This window comes from Evansella halocellulosilytica, from assembly GCF_002335745.1.
GTDB classification, from domain to species: Bacteria; Bacillota; Bacilli; order Bacillales; family Salisediminibacteriaceae; genus Bacillus_CA; species Bacillus_CA halocellulosilytica.
In genome coordinates, this window is sequence record NZ_NIST01000001.1 from 559,541 (window position 1) to 583,314 (window position 23,774).

The following is a 23,774-nucleotide window of genomic DNA, read 5'->3' on the forward strand; positions in this document are numbered from 1 at the left end:
GGATGTGAATAGAGTAACAAACACTACCGGGACATTTAAATAGGGAAATGGAGATATTGTCTTGCTTGTATTAATAATGATACGGTCTGGCGTGAAAGGAACGTTTGGGTGAAAGATGAGGGCGTACTTTGCAGGACATTCAATCCGTTATTTACAATAATCAAGCTGATTTTGTGATACAAGAGGACACCAAGTTCGCTATTTCATGAATTCGACCGAAAATAGCCCTCTTTTTTGCCGGATAACGGAACTCCTGGCCGTCAAGCTAAACAATGGACCTGTTTTTTGTGAAATAAGGTCTCCTGTGAATATAGAATAAAAAGTGGACACCCCTTTAACGAACATTATAATTGGACATGATGAGATGATAATACAAGGAGGGGTTCCCATGGGTGAACGTCGGCAAAGGTATAGTGAAGAATTTAAACGTCAAACAGTTAAATTTGCTCAAGAGCAAAAGCAAAAGAAAACGATGAGAGACATAGCACAAGAATTAGATATTCCATTAAGTTGCCTACATCAGTGGATGACTCAATATCGAGAATTTGATAATGAACCACTGGCAAGTGAGGAACGTATTCGTAAATTAGAACAACAGTTACGAGATCAAGAACGTCAATTAAGAGAAAAAGACCGCAAACTAGCAGACACTCAAGAAGAGTTGGCAATTGTAAAAAAGGCGGTGCACATCTTCAGCAAACCACGGCCATGAGGTTCGAATTCATTGAAAAGCATAGCTCCGAATTTTCAGTGAAGAAGATGTGTAAAGTACTGCAAGTATCGCGGAGTGGCTATTTCAAGTGGAAAAAACGTGAGGTTAGTCAACAAGAGCTTCGAAAAAGAGAAATTCAAGACCGAATCGAGTACCATTTTAAAGATAGTCATGGGATTTATGGTAGTCCGAAAATCACCCAAATGTTGTGGAAAGAAAACTATCAAGTTAGTCAAAGAACAGTTAGTAAATATATGAATGAGCTAGGGTTACGCTCTTGTGTGTCAAAGAAGTTCAAGGTCGTTACAACAGATTCTAATCATGCAAATCCTATCGCTCCTAATAAATTGGATCAAAACTTTCGTATAGCAGCTCCTAACAAGGTTTGGGGTGCTGATATTACCTATATTCCTTGTCGCCAGGGGAAATTATACTTGGCGGTCATCCTTGATCTTTGTACTCGTGAAATTGTTGGCTGGAGTCTTAAAGGTCACATGGCAAATGAAATCGTGTTAGAAGCTCTGGAAAATGCTTATGAATCAAAAAATCCAAACAAAGACTTAATCCATCATTCAGACCGAGGTACTCAATACGCATCAAAAGAATATCGTCAACGACTCGAAAGTTATGGTATGGAAGCTAGTATGAGTCGTACTGGCAATTGTTATGACAATGCTTGTGTAGAATCATTTTTTAGTGTTTTGAAAAAAGAATTATTAAAAGGTCGTCGGTTTAAAACCAAGGAGCAGGCTTATACTAGTATGTTCCAATACATTGAGTTTTTCTATAATCGCAAAAGAATACACAGTTCTATTGGATACCTGTCACCAATGCAATATGCAAAGCAGTTTGATAGGAAAGCTGCTTAATACGAGTAGTAGTTTGGCCCTTACTTCACCTAACCATCAAACAGATGATGAAGTGGAGGGGTCAAGCGGTTTGGGCTTGACGCTTCCGCTGAATTATCTATACTTTTCGAAAGGTGAACAAAGGCCAACTAGTTAAAGCAACTATAAATCCAAAAATTCGTTATTTAGGTGTCTACTTTCTTGACATAGGTCCACTGTGTCCGCATCCGTATGCAATCCAATTAGCCATCGTCCTTTGGCACCAAAGTGTCCTTTGCAATATTAAACGTAAACTGCCCAAATCCTGGTACGATTTGGGCAGCTAATGTTACTTTTTCTTCTTGTTCATTTCAGACTTCACATCGTTTTCTTCTGCAAATTCAGTCTTGAATTGAGGTTTGAAGCCTGATGAGCGTTCTTGCTTTTCAGTAAATTTAGCAATATAAAATTCATGGTACAGTGCTTCTAAAAACGTAATAAATATCGCCGTTAACATTGCATTCATTCCATTTACTGCGTTATACGTAATAATGAACCAATGCATAAACACCCAAACGGCTAAAGTATAATAAACAAAGTCTCCAATTGAAGCAATTAAGTTTCCGTATTTAGGATATAAAAACAGATCCCCTAATACATAAGCTGGTATGATCAAAATTAAGGTTGTAAGAAGGATGATATATATAGGGACTTCAAACAGTGAGAGTGTAGATAATAGAACAATTGAAACAAATCCAAATTTTATGGCCAAAGCTTTAAGGTGCTTCATTACATACTACTCCTTTGTGCAATCAGACGTTCAATTCATGATTTATTCCTTATTAGGATGTCTCTACCTAAGGAGAAATATGATATGATATTTTATTTCTTTCCTGTAGGGTAGCTAATATAAATATGAAGGATCCATTCCCCTACACAAATAGATACTGCCGAAATTAAAGCAGCCAAAAACGGAACTGCTGTTCCATAAATAAATGGTCCGAATAACCAAATAAAGACGAGTGAGAATAAAAAGTCAACTGCTGTCGCTATCGTGTTATTCGATAATTTCAACAACCAAATATCGCCAATTATATAACTGATTGCAATAAGCAGTATTGAAAGTCCTACTGTATGCAAAAATGAAAAATCGTAAAGGCCAGACAAAATGATTAATAAAATAAAGGTGATGACGATAATTTTTATACTCAATGCAGCTATATGCTTCATGAACAAACCGCTCCCTTTAGCATGAGTAAATGCTTTTTACAACTTAGTTAGGTAACGTTAGTTTCCGCTTTTATGCATCAAGATATTCATATGGAATTTTGTGTAATGAACGTTTACGATGAGGCGCTTTCATACTCAGGGGTTTTGCACTTTTCAACTTATCAGTACTGTGACAGAGTATAGTTATAAAATATGTCGCATTAGTAATTGAAAGAGAGGAAACACGTGGAAAAAATAAATTTACTACTTTTTTTGAAAATAGCAAAATAAAATGAAAAAAACACCTTTTGAAGGTGCCTTTAACGATTAAGTGTATTCACAATGGATATTTCTAATGTTTTTATGCTTTTGATGCTGATCTAGGTTTATCCGCGAATTAGAATAATTCTAAATAAAATACTGATCTTCTAATCCAAGACCCCTTCCATCAGAACTCTCAGAATAAAAAAAACTATCCATTACGGATAGGCTTAACTTTATGTAGTGGTGCTGGCCAGAGGACTTGAACCCCCAACCTACTGATTACAAGTCAGTTGCTCTACCAATTGAGCTAGGCCAGCAATTGTAATCAAAATGGTGGCTTGGGACGGAATCGAACCGCCGACACATGGATTTTCAGTCCATTGCTCTACCAACTGAGCTACCAAGCCTTGAATAAAAGTAATCGAATATATTATGTTTTATAGCTACAATATAATAATGCTCTTCCTCTTCTAGCAAATCATTGAAGCTTATGCGTCGAGGCAGCTTGATGCTGACTCAGCGAAGTATTGCTCGTTGCTCTACCGACTGAGCTACCAAGCCTAATTCGCATTGCGATTAAAATGGCGGTCCCGACGGGAATCGAACCCGCGATCTCCTGCGTGACAGGCAGGCATGTTAACCGCTACACCACGGGACCTTGTCCAAAAATAAAAAACTATGAAAAGTTTATGTATAAAAAGTCACTTTTCAAAGCTAATTGGCATTAAAAATAATTGGTTGCGGGGGGCGGATTTGAACCACCGACCTTCGGGTTATGAGCCCGACGAGCTACCAGACTGCTCCACCCCGCGACGATATGAATGCTTACGGATGATGCTTCGCTCCGAAGCGATTATATAAGACTGTCTCTTCCTCTCCTTGCACCGCTTTGTAGCTTATGCGTCGAGACAACTCGTAGATAATTCGACGATGTTGCGCTCGTTGCTCCACCCCGCGACGATATGAATGCTTACGGATGATGTTTTGCTCCGAAGCAATTATAAGACTGTCTCTTCCTCTTCTAGCATCGCTTTGCAGCTTATGCGTCGAGACAACTCGTAGATAATTCGACGATGTTGCGCTCGTTGCTCCATCCCGCGACGATATGAATGCTTACGGATGATGTTTTGCTCCGCTGCATTTTTGACTCCTTAAGTAGTATGTGAAGTCACCTTAGTAATTATACCTGATTCGGTATGATTTGTAAACAAATATATTTAATGGTGACCCGTAGGGGATTCGAACCCCTGTTACCGCCGTGAAAGGGCGGTGTCTTAACCACTTGACCAACGGGCCACTTGAAATTGATTAATTGCAGCGACAAGAAATATAATAACATCGAATGAAGTATCATGCAAGATGTTTTTCAAAAAAAATTTTTTCATTTGCAATACTTTTCAACAATAACGAAAATGACTTAAAAAATCAATACATTAAAATACAATTAGGAGGTGCGCCTTATTAGGCACTCCCTCCTAACATGTTACGTATTATGCGAATACGCCCCTTACTTGGTTCGTTTGACTGCGATCTGGACCGACAGAGAATACAGACAATGGAATACCCGTTAATTGTGAAATACGCTCGACATAATAAAGAGCATTTTTCGGTAACTCATGCAATGAACGGACTCCAGTAATATCTTCTGACCATCCAGGAAGTTCTTCATATACTGGCTCACATTCTGCAAGTACTTTTAAACTTGCTGGGAACTCTTCAATAATTTCCCCTTTATATTTATATGCAACACAAATCTTTAACGTATCAATGCCTGATAATACATCGATGGAGTTCAGAGATAAATCAGTTATTCCGCTGACGCGACGTGCATGACGGACAACAACACTGTCAAACCAGCCTACTCGTCGTGGGCGTCCTGTCGTAGTACCATATTCATTTCCAACGTCTCGGATTCGATCTCCAATTTCATCTGTCAATTCTGTTGGAAAGGGACCATCACCGACACGTGTTGTGTAAGCTTTTGAAACGCCAACAACGTGGTTAATTTTAGAAGGACCGACACCAGAACCAATCGTTACTCCTCCTGCTATTGGGTTTGATGACGTTACAAATGGATAAGTACCTTGATCGATATCAAGCATGACACCTTGAGCACCTTCAAATAATACTCGCTTGCCGGAATCAAGACTGTCATTAAGTACGACAGATGTATCTGTTACGTATTTTGCAATTTGTTGACCATACTCAAAATATTCGTCTAAAATATCTTCGATTTTAAACCCTTCTACTTCATATACTTTTTCAAACAAACGATTTTTTTCCTTTAAATTAAAGGCTAATTTTTCTTCAAATGTTTCCTTGTCTAATAAATCAGCGATTCGAATTCCAACACGCGCTGCTTTATCCATGTATGCAGGACCGATTCCTTTACGAGTCGTTCCAATTTTATTTTCGCCTTTGCTCTCTTCTTCTACTGCATCAAGCTTTAAATGGTAAGGTAAAATGACATGAGCGCGATTGCTAATACGTAAATTGCTCGTATCAACATCGTGATCGTGTAAGTATTTCAATTCCTCCACTAATGCTTTAGGGTCAATAACCATCCCATTTCCAATTACACACGTTTTATCACTATAAAAGATCCCTGATGGAATTAAGTGCAGTTTGTATTTCTTCCCATCGAATACAATCGTATGTCCTGCATTATTTCCACCTTGATAACGAGCAACAAGCTCAGCTTGCTCTGATAAGAAATCAGTAATTTTTCCTTTTCCTTCGTCTCCCCACTGCGTTCCTACTACTACAACCGACGGCATGTGTGAGCACCTCCATATTATCTATCTCATTATTTTGATCATTAATGATAATTCTTAAAACCATCGTTAGTGTACCAATTCACACCAGCTAAGTCAACCAAAATCCGAACATTATCGTGCAGTACTCATCATTACGTTCGTTTTATTATATCCTATTTTATTAAAGTTGAAATATCCATAAATATCCATGTGCCAGGCACGTGGATATTTATGGATATTTCGTGTATGTTTATAGGTGCTTATGGACGGAGGGTGTGCTTAACGTGTTTACAGTATGTTTTGTCATGTATTTGAATTGTATATAGGTAAATATTGGGAGGAGTGATAAAAAAACTCCATGCAGTTTCATACTGCACAGAGGCTAAGATGGAGGAATATCGCCATCTTCAAATCTTCGTTCGAGGTTTACGAATTTGTTATATTCTTTCACAAATGCTAGTTCAACGGTACCAACTGGACCGTTACGCTGTTTAGCTATAATGATTTCGATAATATCTTTATTTTCACTTTCTCGATCATAATAATCATCACGGTATAAAAACGCAATAACATCGGCGTCTTGCTCAATACTTCCGGATTCACGAATATCAGACATCATCGGTCGTTTGTCCTGACGTGATTCAACCCCACGTGAAAGCTGAGACAGTGCAATGACCGGAACCTCTAATTCACGAGCGAGTCCCTTTAATGAACGAGAGATTTCAGACACTTCTTGCTGTCTGCCTTCACCGCTGCGGGCATCACCTTGAATGAGCTGCATATAGTCAATCATGATCATCCCGAGTCCGCGTTCCTGTTTTAAACGGCGGCACTTTGCACGGATATCATTTACTTTAACACCAGGAGTATCATCGATATAAATTCCCGCTTTTGAGAGGCTTCCCATGGCCATGGTCAGCTTTTGCCAATCTTCATCTTCTAATCCACCTGTACGAAGCTTTTGTGCATCAATATTCCCTTCAGCACAAAGCATACGCATGACGAGTTGGTCTGCTCCCATCTCCAAACTGAATATCGCTACGTTTTCGTCTGTTTTCGTTGCAACGTTTTGTGAAATGTTCAAGGCGAATGCCGTTTTACCAACTGATGGACGGGCCGCAACGATAATTAAGTCATTTCGCTGAAATCCTGCAGTTATATTATCAAGCTCAGTAAACCCAGTTGGGATTCCAGTTACTTCACCAGTTGTGTTTTGCAATAGCTCAATTTTATCAAACGCTTCAACTAATACGTCTTTAATCGATACAAATGAACTCGTATTTTGTTTTTGTGACACCTCAAGAATCGACTTTTCCGCTTCGTTTAAAATTGAATCAACATCTTCATCGGCTGCATATCCTTCAGAGGCTATGTTTGTTGCCACCCTAATGAGACGGCGCAACAGCGATTTTTCCTCGACGATTTGACTGTAGTAACTAATGTTTGCTGCAGTCGGGACAGCATTCGCTAAATCACTCAAGTAGGAGACGCCGCCAATTTCCTCAAGCCATTTCTTCGTCTGCAGTTCTGATGTGACTGTAACTAAATCGACTGGCTCACCCTTTTGTGACAGTTCTAACATAACCGTATATATTCGCTGATGTGCTGCACGGTAAAAGTCTTCGGGAACTAAACGTTCAGAGGCGGTGACAAGGGCGTCATCCTCTAAAAATATAGCCCCTAGCACCGCCTGTTCCGCTTCTATATTTTGAGGTGGTGTGCGATCAGCAAATAAATCACTCATAACGCGCTTCCCCTCGTTTCTACTCTCCGTTTATTGTTCAGTAACGTGAACTTTAATCGTTGCCGTTACTTTAGGATGAACTTTTACGTTCACATTTGTGTAGCCTAGTGCGCGAATTGGCTCATCCATTTCAATTTTTCGTTTATCTATTTTTACTTTCTGTTTTTTAAGCTGCTCAGCAATCTGTTTGTTCGTTACGGCACCAAATAAGCGGCCATTTTCTCCTGCCTTTGCTTTCAGCTCAATGGTCATATTTTCTAAATCGTCTTTTAGCTGCTTTGCTTCTTGCAACTCTTCTTCAGCTTTTTTTTGCTGGCTTTCCTGCTTCTTCTCTAACGTTTTCATGTTCCCTTGGTTTGCTTCGATCGCCAAGTTGTTTTTAAACAAATAATTTCGAGCATACCCTTCCGAAACGTTTTTTACTTCCCCTTTTTTACCTTTACCTTTGACATCTTTCAAAAAGATGACTTTCATGACGATTGTCCCCCTTTGAAATACTCGTTTATTTTTTCTTTTAGTAAACTTTCTGCTTCTTCAATGTCTATACCTTCTAACTGGGTGGCTGCATTCGTTAGATGACCTCCGCCGTCCAGCTTTTCCATAATGACTTGAACGTTCACTTCACCTAGTGAGCGTGCACTAATACTGACTTTACCATCTTCACGCTTAGAAATAACAAAAGAAGCAACGACACCGTTCATCGTTAGTAATGTATCAGCTGCTTGAGCAATCAACACTTGGCCGTATGTTTCATTCGTATCTCCTTTTGCAATAGCCATTCCGCCTTCATGAATATAGGCTTGTTCGACTAGTTTAGAGCGTTTCACATATTGCTCTAAGTCTTCCTTCATCACTTTTTGGACAAGTGTTGTATCAGCTCCTTGACTCTTCAAATAAGAAGCTGCATCAAATGTCCTTGACCCAGTACGGATCGCAAAGCTTTTCGTATCTACAATTATACCAGAAAGTAGCGCTGTTGACTCAAGAACATCGAGCCTTGGATGTGAAGGCTGATACTCTAACAATTCAGTAACTAGTTCTGCTGTTGATGACGCATAAGGCTCCATATAGACGAGCACGGCTTCTTCAATAAACTCTTCGCCTCTTCTATGATGGTCAATCACAATCACCCGATCTGTTAAATCAAACAACTTCGGTTCAATGACGAGCGATGGTTTATGTGTATCGACGACAAATAACAATGTATCTGACGTAATTTCTTCCTTCGCCTCTTCAGGTGTAACAAACTGTGCCCATAAATGATCATGATCCTGAATTTCTTCTAATAATTTATTAACACTTTGGTTTACATCGTTCGGGTCTAAAACGATATAGCCTTCTTTACCATTCGCTTCTGCAATTTTCAACATTCCGATTGCAGCTCCGATTGAATCCATATCAGGATTCTTATGTCCCATCACGAGTATTTTATCACTTTCGACAATAAAGTCTCTTATTGCGTGGGAAATAACTCTTGCTCTCACCCTCGTCCGTTTTTCTACAGCATTCGATTTTCCACCATAAAAACGTACTTTTCCATTCTTTTGTTTAATCGCTACTTGGTCACCACCACGTCCTAAGGCCAAATCTAAACTTGACTGAGCAACACTGCCGAGTTCTTTCAAGGAATGGTGGTCGCTGCCAATCCCAATACTTAACGTAAGCGCCACTTTTTCCTTCGAGGACTCATCTCTTACAGTATCTAATATCGTAAATCGGTCTTCCTCTAATTTTTTTAACGTTTCTTCATTAAATATCGCAATGAACCGGTCCGCTGCCGTCCTTCTTAATAAAATATCGTATTCACTCGACCAATGATTTAACGCGTCAGTCACACGTGTTAACAATTTACTGCGTAATTGATCGTCCATCCCTTGTGTTACTTCATCATAATTATCTAAATACACAAGTCCGATAACAGTTTTATCTCGTTCAAATAAATCTTTTATCTCCTGTTCTTCAGTTACATTAAAAAAGTAAAGGAGTCGTTCATTCGGTTCATGGACTACACGGTATTTTTTCTCCGAGATTGTATGCAAAAACGTGTTATTGTCATCTTCAAGGTTTTCTTTTAACTCTTTACCAAAAAAACTTAAAGGTTCACCGATGCAATCACTTTCTAACAGGCCTGCAATATAAGGATTCGCCCATTGAATTTGACGTTCTTCATTATAAAGGATGATTCCTATTGGCAAATTCGTAACCGCTTCTTCACCCGCTTTATTAACTCGGTAAGTTAATGTTTCAATGTATGCGGCCAGCTCACGTTCAAATTGGCTTTTTGCTCTAGTCATAAAGTATAGAACAATCGCTAAGCTAATCATTCCTAATAAGCCAATTTGCCATTGATAATAGGTAAGAATCCCAATGAATAAGATGGCGACGCTAAATAGTGATATGACGTGGTATCCATGCCACCGTTTTAACAGGAAGTTAGGCATATTTTCACAACTCCTACTTCTTTGTGTTCAATCGTTTTCTAAGGTCAAAACCTATATCAATTATACCTAAGACCCGGACGATAGGAAGGAAAATTGGTAAAACAAAAATAAAGATCGTTAACACAATTGGTAATATAATGTGCAATTTTTTATGATGGAAAAAGAAATATATAAAGGAAAGTCCTTGAATAATCATAACAATTTCTAATACAGGTCTTAAGTTAGCGACAACTGTAAAGAGGGCTGTCCCTTCTTCTACTCCGACCATAATAAATATATATGTCAGTAAATAGTACCAAATAAAAGCTTTCGGAAAAACCCACGTTCTAAAAGGTGGAAATAAAGAAATCTCATATTTCTTGTTCCTCATATACAATGAAGCTAACCACTGCACGACAAACGCAAACCCTACTCCTATGATAATAAATAGAGAGGGTGCCGTATAGGCTATTTGATCAATTAAAGCATTAGCTGCATCTAATGCTTGATCATCTTGTAAGTCCAGTGTGCCGAGTATATCCTCTGACATTTCAACAGATTCAGTTAATATGTTTTGAAATTCCTGAACTGGATCTATATCTAAAATTAATATGCTTCCTACAAAGTTTACCAATAAAGCGCCGATAAATGAAAGGCTTCCTCCAAGTAAGACCGCAAATGCATGCTTTTTTCTCCGATACAGTTCTCCAATCACGATTCCGCCAATGGAAAAACTGATCATTAATGGTATCGCCAAAATTCCCATTAACAAAAACGTTATGACTGATGAGTAAATTGCTAAAAAAACTGCTGGCTTTAATCCGCATTTATAAGTGAAAATAATAAATGGAATCGGTAATAAAAATAATGTAAGCATCCCTGCAAAAGGAACCCAGATTGTTAAAATAACGAGAAGCAAAAAGACTGCTAGAAAAAATGCCCCTTGTTGTATGATTTTGGATCGATCCATGTAATTGTCCCTCTTTCAAACCATTTTCGAAATACCATCGCCCCTTATTGTAGCATGATAACAATTGAAACAACAAAAACATTTGTTATGTCATTTTTTCCATTTGCTCTTATATTTTATTTTTTTTTACATGTTTCATGTGAAACATTGGCCGTTTGACTCACTAAGTTGGACAATATGTATCGTTATCATGCGATAAATAACTTTTGGCCAGTAAAACGAGCGGTTTCAATTTCGCCCTATAAGGACACTTTATCATCAGAATCCCTTACTTGGTCTTGCCAAAAATATTTTGAGGACATCCCTTTTTATAATCAAATAGCATTCGAAATCGCTATAAGGCGGACGCTTTCACTAAATAACGGTTTCTATCTCCTTACATATGACAAAAATGATGTTTTTTGTGAATATAAGGATCTCATGTCCATTTACGTTTACTCCCTCCACATGTTTCGAGATCACATTCGTATCGGAAATAAGAAAAGCGCAAAGCGCCCGCCTATCGGCTACACGCTTTACCTGCGACGAGTAACCGCAGGAACAACGAGCGACTCTTCGCTTATTTCTCTAATTGTACCGTCAAGAGATGATTCCGAATTCCTTGACGGTAGGAAAAGCACTCATTGTACCGCCAAGAGATGATTTCGTGTCCCTTGACGGTAGGAAAAGCACTCAATCTGCTTCGACGCATTCACAACCTCGAATATACTAGAAGAGGAAGAAGCACAGTATACCTTCCAACTATTCGTTACTTTTAAAGAAATCTCACGAATACAACCCTTAAAGGTTTATTTTCGCACAGACATAGCCTGTGGTTTACAAAGAAAATAATAAAACATGAGACGAAACGGTTTCCCCTTTGTCTCATGTTACTTTGATTTTATTTATTAACTTTTCTATTCACTTCATGCTCTACTTTTAAACTTCTTTTATGTTCTTTATCACGCTCTTTTTCAACCTCAATTTTTTTGTCTAAACTTTTTTTCAGTATTTCATGTCCAATTCCGTGGGTTTGTCTCAACCCTTTTTCCATCGGTTCTGTATACTTTAGCTCATTTTCATCAGACATCTAAGCTGATCCTCCTTTTTTCTAGCTATACCCTTTATTTTTCCGAGCGCAGGGCATTTCAAACATCTTTTCTAGAAAATCAGCGGTACATACTTTGGTGAAGGGCAAAATGAGCAGCCTCTCTCAGTCTCTTGCAGTCTTTCTCTATTTCTTCAGCTCTGATCGGTTTACTAAAGAGAAAACCTTGAATATAGTCACATTCTTCGTTTGATAAAAAATCAAGCTGGTTAACGTTTTCAACACCTTCTGCGACAACTTCTAAATGCAAGGCTTTCGCAAGGGAAATGACAGTCCGGACAATCGCTTCATTTTTGGAATCTTTAGCAATGTCCCATACAAAAGACCGATCAATTTTTAACGTATCGATTGGAAAGTTTTTTAAATAACTGAGTGATGAAAAGCCTGTCCCAAAGTCATCAAGAGATAACCTTAATCCTAATTGTTTTAGTTCTTTAAGACACTGTGTTGCTTGGTCAGATTGCTGCATCATAATACTTTCCGTTACTTCTAACTCTAAATATTGAGGGTCGATCTTCGTCTTCACGATTATATCTTCGAGTACCTTCACTAGATCAGATTGATAGAACTGCTTTGCTGACAAGTTTACCTTCATAAACACTTTTCCGATTTCTGTTGCAGTCCATTTCTTCCACTGACTACAAGCTTCACGGATAACCCATTCGCCAATTGGGACAATAAGCCCCGTCTCTTCTGCAATCGGAATAAATTCACTTGGCAATATAAGACCTTTTTTCGGATGCTGCCACCTTAACAATGCTTCTACTGCTTTAATTTCCCCTGTTTTTAATTCAAATATAGGTTGATAAAACAGCTTTAATTGATTTTGTAATAACGCCGTTTTCAATTCATCCTCAAGCTTTTTTCGTTCTAAAAATTGATCATTAAGCTGCTTTGAATATAATGCAATATTGTTCTTCCCTTTCTTTTTTGCCCAATACATGGCCATATCAGCGTTTTTCATAAGTGTATCAGGATCATTCCCATCCTTTGGGAAATATGTAATGCCGATACTAGTTGAAACAGAACAATCGACATTACTAATGTGGAACGGATCTTTAAATTGAATTAAAATGTTTTCAGCCATTGCAATTGCGTCTCTTTCATCATCAATATTCGATAATAAGACGGCAAACTCATCTCCTGAAACCCGGTATAACATCGCTTTGTTGCCGATACCTATTTGCAGCCTTCTTGCCAATTTTACTAAAAGTTTATCTCCAAACGAATGACTATAAATATCGTTAATCATTTTAAAATTATCTATATCAAGAAGTAATAATGCATAAGAAGCTGACTTGTTTTTTGCTTCTTTTAAGTAATTGATCAGAGTATATTGAAAAAAACGTCTGTTTGGCAAATCCGTCAGTGGGTCATGATAAGCCATGTGTTTCACTTGATCTTGTGCTTTTTTCCGTTCTGTTATGTCGACTAAAATTGTCTGAATCGCTTCTTTTCCTTCATAATATACAAATGAGGAAGTTGCTTCTACGGTCATTTCATTGCCTTTCATTGTTCTTATTTTCATTTCTACAGGAGTTGTCCTCCCTTTTTTTGATACGACTGATTCCGCTTCACTTAGCAACTTCTCCTGATCATTGAAAGACGTAAATTGATGAAGTTTTTTCCCAATAATCCCACTCTTTGAGGATTCCTCAAAAAGGTTGACTCCTGTTTGATTTATGTAAACAACCGTTCTATTCATATGAACAAAGACAGTAACAGGTGATAAATCAACTAAGCTCCGATAACGTTCTTCACTTTCTATTAAGAAGCATTCAGTTTTCTTCCTCTCTGTAATATCACGTGCGACAACAATAAGATTTACATTATTCTCCTCGTTATTGACGACTGGTACCCCTCTTGCTTCTACATAAACAGCTTGATTTTGTTTATTCATAATACGTAATTCACGTTTAACAGGCTGTAAAGTTAAAATAGCTTCATTTAATGCTGACTGTACTGTGTCGTGATATGATTCGTGAATAAACTGAAAAGCAGGGTTTCCGTTCAACTCTTTTGAAGTATATCCAAACATTAAGTAGTTTGACGGAGAAGAATATGTAATGACTCCTTCTTCATTTAGAACATACAGAAGATCATTCGTATTTTCCGTTACAAGTTTATATTTTTCCTCTGTATCTACTAATGCTCTTTTCGTTTCCTTCTCCGCTGTTACATCAGATGCAACGATAATGGCTCCGGCAATTTCTCCATTCTCCTCCTTTAATGGATGACCGTTCACATTAAAATAGAAGATTTGATCATTCATTCCTTTTAATGAAACTGTTTTTTGAATGATTATATTTCCATTTAGTGCTTCATAAAGAGGTGTTTTCTTCGTTTCTAAGGGAGTGGTCGTATCCTCTTTATAAATAGAATAGTAGTTATGAAGCGCATCTACCGTAAAATCTTCCTTTGGATATCGATAAAATAACTCTTCTGAATGGTTGTAATAAATAATTTTTCCGTTTTGATCACAAATCATGATCCATTCTTCCATGTTTTCAAGAACGAGTTCATAATACCTTAAGCTATTTGGAAGATTTATTGCCATATTCCCCCACTCCTCACGAAAAAATGTCAAGTTGCGTCACATTTGTTGAACTAATACTACCATAAAAATTCCTTCATTTAGGTGATTTACATATGTATAAGTTACGGTTTTTATGATGTTTGTATTTTTGTCCTAGGAAAATATTCATTATAAAGAAGGTGTTAAATGAATTTTATTGTGGAAGACATGGAGACGCATAGTGAAGTTCTTCATGATTTAAATGAAGAGTCTGTTTCATCCATACCCTAATTTTCAAAAAGAAAAACATATTCGATTTTCCATCATACCTATTTTTAAATGATTGTTGCTTTTAGATTTGGTTGTTCGAATCAGCTACTGGAGGACGCTTTTACCCCCAGGGCACAAGTGTGACATCTCCTCACACTAACTATACCTTTATCATTTCATACGCAAAACTCTAGCAGCTCTGTCTCTGCTAGAGTTTATTATCGAATCATAGTGTACGTTCGATTCTACGATTTCACTGGGATTACAATCGTAATAGTTGTTCCCAATCCTTCTTCACTGAATAAGTGAAATGATGTACGGTTTAACAACTTTAGTTTTTGAAAGGGATTTAAGAAACCGAACCCTTGACTGTTTCCCCCTGTTAACTCCTGTTGCTTAGTTTCTGGAATACCAACTCCATCATCTTTAATGATGATGATGACATCGCCATGGTCCTTTTGGATAGACAAAGTTACTGTTCCGCCACCTTTTTTCTTTGATATACCATGCTGTACTGCATTTTCCACGAGCGGTTGAATCGTCAATGCCGGTATTAGCACATCAATTGTTTCATCAATATCATAATGAACCGTGAGCAGACTACCGAACCTTAGTTTCTCAATAGACAAATATGATTGAACGAATTCGACTTCATCTTCGATCGATGTAAGACTTTGCTGCTTCTGATAATCCAATTTAGATCGAAAATATACAGCTAAATGTTCCAAAGATTCGCGGACTTTCCTTATATCATTATAACTTAGGCCAATAATCGTATTAAACGTATTGTATAAAAAATGAGGTGTAATCTGTCCATGGTAGTGCATTAATTCACTTTGTATCGACCTCTGTACAGCTTGCTTCATATCTAATAACGATTGAATTTGAAAGACTACTTCATCTTTTACGAGAGGCAATTTCAATATTCCATTTATCCCTAAATAAAATGAATCCGTAAAAGCATTCAACTTTCCAGAAGCAGATAAAACTAATATGGGCATTTCTGCAAGGTGGAACTCCGCTCGAACTTTTTTTACTATCGATAAATGATTCATTTCTTTTAATTTCAAATCAATAATGAAAACATCAATAACTTCTGACTTTATAATGTTAAGAGCTTCATGTTCATTGTTACAAGCAATGACGGAATAGCCAGAACCTGTTATGATTTGACTCATTTTCTTTACTAATGTAGAACTATCTATAACAAGTAAAATTTGACCTGGTTTCATGCCTTTTATTCGAAGTGTATGTGCGTTTCCAACTTTCTGAATGGACTGGTCATCCTCATATTCAGAAATTTCCCCTTCATAAACTGGAAGTGAAAACGTAAAAGTGCTTCCTTTCCCTAGTTCCGATGCAGCAGTAAGTTCACCACCCATTAACGTAACGAGTTTCTTTGTCTTGCTTAAACCTAAACCTAGTCCGGTTTTCTCTTTATGAGGGCTCACCTGATAAAACGTATCGAAAATACGGTTTAAATCCTTTGATTCTATTCCAATACCTTGATCTTCGATTGAAAACTCAACTTTCTTTCCTTTCCTTTGGACAGTAATGATGATTTTACCTTTCTTCGTATATTTCACTGCGTTTTCTACAAGATTTACTATCACCGTTCTTAAACTACTATTGTCTGCGTGTACATACGGTATATCTTTTGCTACCTCCGTTTCTATTTTAATGACTGATTCCTTATTCAAAAGAAAAAGAAGTTCTTGTACGGTATCATCAATAAAGTCTATCTGAACAGGTTCTAACTGAAGCCTTAATGGATTATCATCACTTACAGCCTCTTCTAATTCTGATACAAAAGCTGACGCCTTTTTCCCCTGATTATATAATGAAAGGATTCTCTCCTGTTGCTGCTGTTTTAAAGGCCCTTCCTTCCCTTCCATTAAAACTTGAGATGAAGTTACAATCTGCTCAATAGGTTTTTCTAAACTAGCAGCAGTTTTCAAGACGATTTCGTCCTTCAACTCCATCTGGACCATTAATTCCTGAGATAAATGATCGATTTGTTTGTAGGAAAGCTGCCTACGGTACCCCATATAAAGTGACAGACTAATACTCATAATAAAGAATAGGAATAAAGGTATTCGACCTATATCAACTTGAAATATCAACTCAACCGCTAAAGCTAGTCCATAGCAGGTAAACGATGTTGAAGAAATTAATAGATAACTAGCACCACCGATCCTCTTTAAAACGGTTCGCCCCATGATATACAAGATATAGCAATAGGAAAGGCCAACCACGATAAAAAGGGTGCTGACCGCAATTCCTATCGGCAGCTGACTGAAGAAACGAAAGCAAAATAATATAGTTAAAAGCGAAAGGAAAAATGCAAAGATATTACGCAACATTCGATTCGAGTATTCACGAAATGTGTCATGGACAAATAATAGGAAAAATAGAACAGATAACGTAATAAAGGAAAGCTGAGTAAGCAGAAGTTGGATATTAGAAATATTAGGGATTATGAGGTAGATCAATTTCTCAGTCTGGGTTGATACGTACACTGCTTGTAACATAGCAAAAATAGCAAAATATAACTCTCCCCGACCTTTCCTTGCCTGGAGATATTGAAATAACATCATGATCGCTAATATGATGTAGCCGCCAACAATAATGGCATCTGTTAACTTGTTAACACGATCAAGTCTAGTTATTTGCTCTGCTTGACCAAATTTAAGTGGTTTAACGATCCCGCCCTTTGATACACTTGAACGATTCGCTACGTGTATAACGATATTAAGCGCTTCGTTCTCGCTTTCACCATATGAGACGTACGGTCCTTCACGGTACATATACGTTTCTTCTTCATCAGATGGTACTCCTTGACCTCCTGCTTCCACTCCATTAATGAACATTGTACTTGCATGACGAATGGAATTGACTTTCAATCCGTATTGACCATCATCTGGTAATTGAATGTTCATTCGATATGTCCCTGATTGAATCGGGGTACTCGAATTAGTAAACATCTCTTCCCAATTCCCCGGCACTTTTATATGAATTCGTTCTGACCCTTCGCTTCTTAACGTAAATGGGTCTATGAATTCCCCTTCGTAAAACTCCCACTCTCCATTTAACTCAATGATTCCATCTCGTTCAGCATCCCAATTTGTTAAATCTAATTCCCCTTTTTCGACTAAAAAGTGGTCTTTCTTCTTTAGAAAATGGTAATCAAAAAAGCTGAAAAGAGTCATAAATATGATAAAAACTGAAAATAAAATTGCTGTTTTTCTATACATAGACGTCCCCCTTTACTCTGAAAATTGGCGTAATCATAAGGTAACACTCTCTTAGATTCCGTTTTATTCCAATGTAAATTTTTCCTTTTATTTCTCTTTTTATACTATACAATTTAACTCGCAAACAAGAAATAAGGAACTGCAAAATGAATGTCGCTATTGTAGACATTGAGGAAGGGGCGATGGATTGTAATGTAATCAAGTGATCTACCGTTTAACGGCACTGCCTATGACGGACTTTCAAACAAACAAACAAAAAAGCGTACCGATCCTAAACCGGTACGCTTACTCAGTGGTATAGCACCACTGCTATAGTTGTTATTACTCAGTTACGTAAGGCAATAATGCCATTGTACGAGCACGCTTAATAGCGCGTGTTAGTTGACGTTGATATTTTGCTGAAGTACCTGTTACTCGGCGAGGAAGAATTTTTCCACGCTCAGAGATAAACTTCTTAAGCAAATCTATGTCTTTATAGTCGATTTTTTCAATTTTGTTCACTGTAAAGTAACAAACTTTACGGCGCTTTGGACGACCACGACGTGCCATGCGAACCCCTCCTTCTTCACTATTTATTTATTGATCACGTTTATTATTATTAAATCTTAAAATGGTAGGTCATCATCATTAATGTCGATCGGTTTTCCATCATTCGCAAACGGATCGTCATTACGATTTGGTTGACTACCTTGACTACCTTGGCTCCCTTGCCCGAAGCCGCCTTGATTTCCAGGTGCTTGGTTCGGAGGTTGCTGATAACCTTCGTTGCTTTGTCCGTATCCTCCGCCTTGCTGGTCACGGTTTCCACCTGACCCTCTTGGCTCTAAAAATTGAACACTCTCAGCGACAACTTCTGTAATAAAGACACGACGACCTTCATTGTTATCGTAGCTGCGTGTTTGGATACGTCCGTCAACACCAGCCATACTACCTTTTTTCAAGTAGTTAGCAGCATTTTCAGCTTGTTTTCTCCAAACAACAATATTAATAAAATCCGCTTCGCGGTTTCCTTGTTGGTTTGAAAATGGACGATTTACAGCAAGTGTAAATGATGCTACGGCAATGCCATTTGCTGTATAACGTAATTCTGGATCTTTTGTCAATCGGCCGACTAGTACAACTCGGTTAATCATCCGAACGCCTCCCCGGAATTTATCCTCTATATAGACTATTCATCGTCACGTACAACTAAAGTACGTAAAACGTTCTCGTTGATTTTCGTTAAACGGTTAAACTCATCGATTGCTTCAGAGTTTGCATTTACGTTTAATAATACGTAGTAGCCTTCTGTGAAATCATTGATTTCATAAGCTAAACGACGCTTACCTTTTTCCTCAACGTTTTCGACTTCTGCGCCATTGTCAGTTAAAACTTTATTGAAACGCTCTACAACTTCCTTTGTAGCTGCTTCTTCTAAGTTTGGACGTACAATGTACATAATTTCATATTTGCGCATGTCTCGTCACCTCCTTTTGGACTAAGGCCCTTTTCTTTGAAAAGAGCAAGGAGCAAAATACAATTCTGTTATTGCTCGCAATTGACAATTATAGCAGAACGGTTATGAAAGTACAAGAGCTCACGGTAAATTGGTTGTACTTTTTACAAATGATGTGTGATATTGTTTTCCTTTCTCAATGTTACTCGAAAAAAAACGAGCTGAGATTTAACATATCCCCGCTCGTTCTGGTGAATCGTATAGTTGAAACTTAAACGTTAAACCGGAAGTGAATGACATCTCCATCTTTCACAATGTAATCTTTTCCTTCCAGGCGAACTTTACCGTTCTCTTTCGCCACATTCATCGAACCTGCTTCAACTAAATCTTCATAAGAAACGACTTCTGCACGAATAAATCCACGTTCAAAGTCCGTATGAATGACTCCAGCTGCTTGAGGTGCTTTCGTACCTTGGCGAATCGTCCATGCACGCACTTCCTGTTTACCAGCTGTAAAATACGTTTCTAAGCCTAACAAGTTATAAGCAGCTTTAATAAGTTGATCAAGACCAGATTCTTCAATCCCTAAATCTTCAAGGAACTCGTCCTTTTCGTCCCCTTCAAGTTCAGCAATCTCCGACTCAATTTTTGCACAAACAACAATCACTTCAGAGCCTTCTTCTGCAGCAAACTCTTTTACTTTTTGAACGTAAGGATTTGCATCTGAATCAAGCAATTCTTCCTCACTGACATTTGCTGCATAAAGGACCGGCTTCATCGTTAATAAGTGAAGACCTTTTGCAATTTTATCTTGCTCTTTTGTCAGTTCGACGCTTCGTGCAGGCATTTCTTCTTCAAAAGCTTTACGAAGTTTATCTAACACTTCAAATTCGACCATTGCTTCTTTATCTTTCTGTTTAGCCATTTTTTCAACTTTGCCAATTCGTTTTTCAACTGTTTCTAAATCAGCAAGAATGAGTTCAAGGTTAATGACTTGTATATCACGAATTGGATCGACACTACCTGATACGTGGGTAATGTTTTCATCATTAAAACAACGGACAACGTGTGAGATCGCATCAACTTGTCTTATATGTGATAAAAACTTATTTCCAAGACCTTCCCCTTTACTAGCTCCTTCGACAATCCCAGCTATATCTGTAAATTCAAAAGCTGTTGGTACTGTTTTATCTGGATCAACCATCTCCGTTAATTTATCTAATCGATGATCTGGTACTTCAACGATACCTACGTTTGGATCAATCGTACAAAATGGATAATTGGCTGACTCTGCTCCAGCTTGTGTAATTGCATTAAATAAAGTAGATTTTCCTACGTTAGGTAAACCGACTATTCCTGTTGTTAATGCCATTATGCATACTCCCTTTATATAAAAAATAATGGTTCTTGGTGTAACACCTTGTTGTTGATTTGTTTATGAAAAATAGAATAATGATTGTGTTTCTTCGTACTTCATATTTTAACCGTTTTTTTGACTTTTCAAATTCGAGCGACGATTCATGGACGGTTTTAGTAAATTTGTGGTGTTCAACTTTTCCTTTAACACAATCATCGGATTCATTGGAATAACGATTGATAATAGTAAAATCATTCGCTTTTTCTTCAAATACATCCTATCCAATTATAGAGATAGTCTCACAAAAAAACAAGACTCACCGTTTCTACGAGCCTTGTTCAGTCATCTATGATCAATAACTATCCGCCCGTAAAATGAGCGGTTTTAATTTCTCCCTATAAAGGTACTTTACCACCAGAGCACTGTTTTTCTTGCGACGAGTAACCGCAGGAGCATTGTTTTTCTGCGACGAGTAATCGCAGGAGCATTGTTTTTCTGCGACGAGTAATCGCAGGAGCAACGAGCTGTTCTTCGCTGAGTTCTCTACGAGCTGCTTCGACACATTCTCTTCTTCGATTAATCTTGCAGAGGAAGAAGCACGGAGTCTGCGACGAGTAACCGCAGGAGCATTGTTTTTCTGCGACGAGTAACCGCAGGAGCATTGTTTTTCTGCGACGAGTAACCGCAGGAGCAACGAGCGTTTCTTCGCTGAGTTCTCTACGAGCTGCTTCGACACATTCACAACCTCGAACATACTAGAAGAGGAAGAAGCACAGAATACCTTCCATCTATTCATTACTTTTAAAGAAATCTCACGATCATAACCTTTAAATGTTAATTTTCACACAGGCAAAGCCTGCGGTTTAAAAAGACTATAATGATGAAACACTCTTTCTATATATCTATATGTATGTCCATCTCTTGTTTAGTTAGCATCACTGTTTTTTTGAATCACTTTCTTCATCTTTTTCTCAAACATTTTTCTCGGAAGCATAATACTATGATCACAGCCTAGACATTTAATTCGTATATCCATTCCCATACGTATGATCTTCCAACGATTTTCCCCGCACGGGTGTGGTTTCTTCATTTCTACAATATCATTTAATTCAAATGTTTGATCACCCATAGTTATTCACTCCCCTTTTCCTAATTCCGTCATTTTTGAAATTATACTATATTATTTCACTGTTTTTCCACGTTTTTATCCGTTTATGACTCGTTCATCAAATCGATGCATAATCGGATGAAGAATAATCGCTGCCAAAATGTACAAATTCAATATCCCGTACAAAGGATACAGAATGGCGATTAACCTTGAAAATCCTATCGTAGTTAGAGGAATCATAATAATAATAAACAGAAGTGAAAGTGCCCAAAATGGCAGTTTCACATAATCTTTAAACCTTGTACATAATCCAAGCATACCTGAGGCAGCTGTCGTATAAATCGCCCCCCATAGTAAACCAGACATTAATAACACCATAAAGTATGGATAATGCTTTAAGATTGCAAATAACGGAATTTCATACAGCATCACTTCATGGGCAACCTTTAACAAGGATTCATTATATAAGAATGAAATAACGCCAAGTAAAAGTCCGCTTCCTGCACTTGCAATCCATAATTCACCTTTATGTTTTATTTTATGTCCAATTGCCCCAAGGACGGCAACTAACGGGAGAATGTTAAGGGCAGTAAAAGTAAACGCAGAAGGCCAATTTTGCTGTTTCGTTATGTCTAGATGAAATGAGAAGCCTGATGTCCATTGAAACACGACGAGTGTTGCTACAAGGCAAAAAATTAACACGGGAATGATCATCGCATTCATAGATGTCATACCGTTTATTCCCCAAATAAATAGAAGCACGAGTAAGATCGAGATAATGATCACTCCATACCAATAAGGGATGTGTAATACTTCTAACGTTGCTCCCCCACCTGCAATCATAATCATCGTCGTTGAAAATAAATATAAAATAATCATTCCGTCATACAACTTTGTTAAACGTACTCCCATTAATTCTTTTAAAATAGGAATATAGTGAGATGACCCTTTTTCATAGCTAATTTTCATAATGACATAGCAGCAAACAAAAAACAAAATCGCAAAAAGTAGAATTGCAAAGCTGCTTTCGTTACCGAAAAACTGCCATAATTCTCTTCCTGATGCATACCCTGCACCTATCATCGTTCCGATTATAAGAAACATCCACTTCAATCCCGAAAGCCACATATTGTTCCCCTCTTTTTTATTTATTTGACGTATAGAACGGAAAATTTATCCGTATACTGATACTATTATTTTGGAAATGAGGGTTGTATGATGCTTTCTGGACAACTTTTTCCACAATCTAAGAAAAACTCGTCCCGTTACCATATGGATGACCTGACTTCAATTAGTAAAATGGCTAAAAATATTGCTGCTTATTTACCTACTGATGACCGAAAAATCATTGTCGTTTGTATTGGAACAGACCGTTCTACTGGAGACAGCCTAGGTCCACTTGTCGGTACGAAAATTAATGAACGTTTTCAACACGACATTAATGTTTATGGGACATTGCAAGATCCAGTCCATGCAAAAAATTTAGCAGAGACATTAGATCATATTCGTGCAAATGATCCAGATTCTTTTATCATTGGTGTCGATGCTTGCTTAGGTCGTTCCACTAGTGTTGGGATGATGACGGTTGGAGAAGGGCCAGTTCGTCCAGGAATTGCTGTCAAAAAACAGCTTCCAGCTGTTGGGGATATTCATATAACTGGTATTGTGAATGTATCCGGATTTATGGAAATGATGGTTTTGCAAAATACGAGACTATCTCTTGTGATGAAAATGGCAGATATGATTTCCCGCTCTATCGTTTATTCAACGAGATTGCGAAATATAAATGAAAAAGACTCACGTACATCTATAAACTAAAACAGCCAGCAGATGGTTTCATTAACAT

20 protein-coding genes and 5 tRNA genes are annotated in these 23,774 nt (G+C 37.7%); 3 read left to right on the forward strand and 22 right to left on the reverse strand.

Annotation, left to right across the window (positions count from 1 at the left end; all coding sequences use genetic code 11):
* Window positions 1-388: 388 nt before the first annotated feature.
* Together CD001_RS02510 and CD001_RS02515 are read left to right on the forward strand one after the other, a co-directional pair.
* Window positions 389-712: a transposase gene (locus CD001_RS02510; RefSeq protein WP_096186059.1), complete on the forward strand. Its 324-nt coding sequence runs from the start codon at window positions 389-391 to the stop codon at window positions 710-712.
* Window positions 709-1,581 (forward strand): IS3 family transposase, encoded by an 873-nt coding sequence (locus CD001_RS02515; protein WP_096186060.1) that lies wholly within the window; start codon window positions 709-711, stop codon window positions 1,579-1,581. The genes CD001_RS02510 and CD001_RS02515 overlap by 4 nt, the downstream gene beginning before the upstream one ends.
* Before the next feature lie 307 nt (window positions 1,582-1,888).
* Here the strand turns inward: CD001_RS02515 and CD001_RS02520 are convergent, their stop codons facing one another.
* From CD001_RS02520 to CD001_RS02620, 22 genes are all read right to left on the reverse strand, one after another.
* Window positions 1,889-2,329 (reverse strand): DUF2512 family protein, encoded by a 441-nt coding sequence (locus tag CD001_RS02520; protein WP_096186061.1) that lies wholly within the window; start codon window positions 2,327-2,329, stop codon window positions 1,889-1,891.
* 92 nt (window positions 2,330-2,421) lie between these two features.
* Entirely contained in the window at window positions 2,422-2,769 is a 348-nt protein-coding gene (locus tag CD001_RS02525) for a DUF2512 family protein (protein ID WP_096186062.1), read from the reverse strand.
* Window positions 2,770-3,253: 484 nt separating this feature from the next.
* Window positions 3,254-3,329 (reverse strand) — tRNA-Thr (locus tag CD001_RS02530).
* 14 nt (window positions 3,330-3,343) lie between these two features.
* Window positions 3,344-3,419: transfer RNA gene (locus CD001_RS02535), tRNA-Phe, on the reverse strand.
* A gap of 175 nt (window positions 3,420-3,594) precedes the next feature.
* Window positions 3,595-3,670, reverse strand: a tRNA-Asp gene (locus tag CD001_RS02540).
* A 77-nt stretch (window positions 3,671-3,747) separates the two neighbouring features.
* Window positions 3,748-3,824 (reverse strand) — tRNA-Met (locus CD001_RS02545).
* A gap of 409 nt (window positions 3,825-4,233) precedes the next feature.
* Window positions 4,234-4,308 (reverse strand) — tRNA-Glu (locus CD001_RS02550).
* 194 nt (window positions 4,309-4,502) lie between these two features.
* The gene (locus tag CD001_RS02555) at window positions 4,503-5,789 is read right to left on the reverse strand and encodes an adenylosuccinate synthase (RefSeq protein WP_096186063.1); all 1,287 of its coding nucleotides are present in this window, start codon (window positions 5,787-5,789) and stop codon (window positions 4,503-4,505) included.
* A 361-nt stretch (window positions 5,790-6,150) separates the two neighbouring features.
* Entirely contained in the window at window positions 6,151-7,512 is a 1,362-nt protein-coding gene (gene dnaB / locus CD001_RS02560) for a replicative DNA helicase (protein ID WP_096186064.1), read from the reverse strand.
* 30 nt (window positions 7,513-7,542) lie between these two features.
* Window positions 7,543-7,986 carry a 50S ribosomal protein L9 gene (rplI, locus tag CD001_RS02565; protein ID WP_096186065.1) on the reverse strand — a complete coding sequence of 148 codons (444 nt, stop codon included), beginning with the start codon at window positions 7,984-7,986 and terminating at the stop codon, window positions 7,543-7,545.
* Window positions 7,983-9,953, reverse strand: a complete 1,971-nt coding sequence (locus tag CD001_RS02570) for a DHH family phosphoesterase (RefSeq protein ID WP_096186066.1) — start codon at window positions 9,951-9,953, stop codon at window positions 7,983-7,985. Before CD001_RS02570 ends, rplI begins: the two co-directional genes overlap by 4 nt.
* 13 nt (window positions 9,954-9,966) lie before the next feature.
* Window positions 9,967-10,902 carry a YybS family protein gene (locus tag CD001_RS02575; RefSeq protein WP_096186067.1) on the reverse strand — a complete coding sequence of 312 codons (936 nt, stop codon included), beginning with the start codon at window positions 10,900-10,902 and terminating at the stop codon, window positions 9,967-9,969.
* Window positions 10,903-11,782: 880 nt separating this feature from the next.
* On the reverse strand, window positions 11,783-11,971 hold the full coding sequence (locus CD001_RS02580) for a hypothetical protein (RefSeq protein WP_096186068.1): 189 nt from the start codon (window positions 11,969-11,971) through the stop codon (window positions 11,783-11,785).
* 79 nt (window positions 11,972-12,050) lie between these two features.
* Window positions 12,051-14,546, reverse strand: a complete 2,496-nt coding sequence (locus tag CD001_RS02585; protein ID WP_096186069.1) for an EAL domain-containing protein — start codon at window positions 14,544-14,546, stop codon at window positions 12,051-12,053.
* 473 nt (window positions 14,547-15,019) lie between these two features.
* A complete protein-coding gene (locus CD001_RS02590; RefSeq protein ID WP_096186070.1) occupies window positions 15,020-18,028 on the reverse strand; it encodes an ATP-binding protein in 3,009 nt (1,002 codons plus the stop codon).
* 321 nt (window positions 18,029-18,349) lie between these two features.
* Window positions 18,350-18,577 carry a 30S ribosomal protein S18 gene (gene rpsR, locus CD001_RS02595; protein WP_096186071.1) on the reverse strand — a complete coding sequence of 76 codons (228 nt, stop codon included), beginning with the start codon at window positions 18,575-18,577 and terminating at the stop codon, window positions 18,350-18,352.
* A gap of 56 nt (window positions 18,578-18,633) precedes the next feature.
* Window positions 18,634-19,161, reverse strand: coding sequence for a single-stranded DNA-binding protein (gene ssb / locus CD001_RS02600; RefSeq protein ID WP_096186072.1), 528 nt, complete (start codon window positions 19,159-19,161; stop codon window positions 18,634-18,636).
* A gap of 35 nt (window positions 19,162-19,196) precedes the next feature.
* Window positions 19,197-19,484: a 30S ribosomal protein S6 gene (gene rpsF, locus CD001_RS02605; protein WP_096186073.1), complete on the reverse strand. Its 288-nt coding sequence runs from the start codon at window positions 19,482-19,484 to the stop codon at window positions 19,197-19,199.
* A 250-nt stretch (window positions 19,485-19,734) separates the two neighbouring features.
* Window positions 19,735-20,835 (reverse strand): redox-regulated ATPase YchF, encoded by a 1,101-nt coding sequence (gene ychF, locus CD001_RS02610; protein ID WP_096186074.1) that lies wholly within the window; start codon window positions 20,833-20,835, stop codon window positions 19,735-19,737.
* A 337-nt stretch (window positions 20,836-21,172) separates the two neighbouring features.
* Window positions 21,173-21,556, reverse strand: a complete 384-nt coding sequence (locus CD001_RS25880) for a hypothetical protein (RefSeq protein WP_142303537.1) — start codon at window positions 21,554-21,556, stop codon at window positions 21,173-21,175.
* Between the two features lie 189 nt (window positions 21,557-21,745).
* A complete protein-coding gene (locus tag CD001_RS02615; RefSeq protein WP_096186075.1) occupies window positions 21,746-21,949 on the reverse strand; it encodes a DUF951 domain-containing protein in 204 nt (67 codons plus the stop codon).
* A gap of 75 nt (window positions 21,950-22,024) precedes the next feature.
* Window positions 22,025-23,056, reverse strand: coding sequence for a YkvI family membrane protein (locus tag CD001_RS02620; protein WP_096186076.1), 1,032 nt, complete (start codon window positions 23,054-23,056; stop codon window positions 22,025-22,027).
* An 87-nt stretch (window positions 23,057-23,143) separates the two neighbouring features.
* On the opposite strand from CD001_RS02620, the gene yyaC reads away from it, so the two are divergent.
* Entirely contained in the window at window positions 23,144-23,746 is a 603-nt protein-coding gene (gene yyaC / locus CD001_RS02625) for a spore protease YyaC (RefSeq protein ID WP_257009690.1), read from the forward strand.
* The last annotated feature ends 28 nt before the right edge of the window (window positions 23,747-23,774 follow it).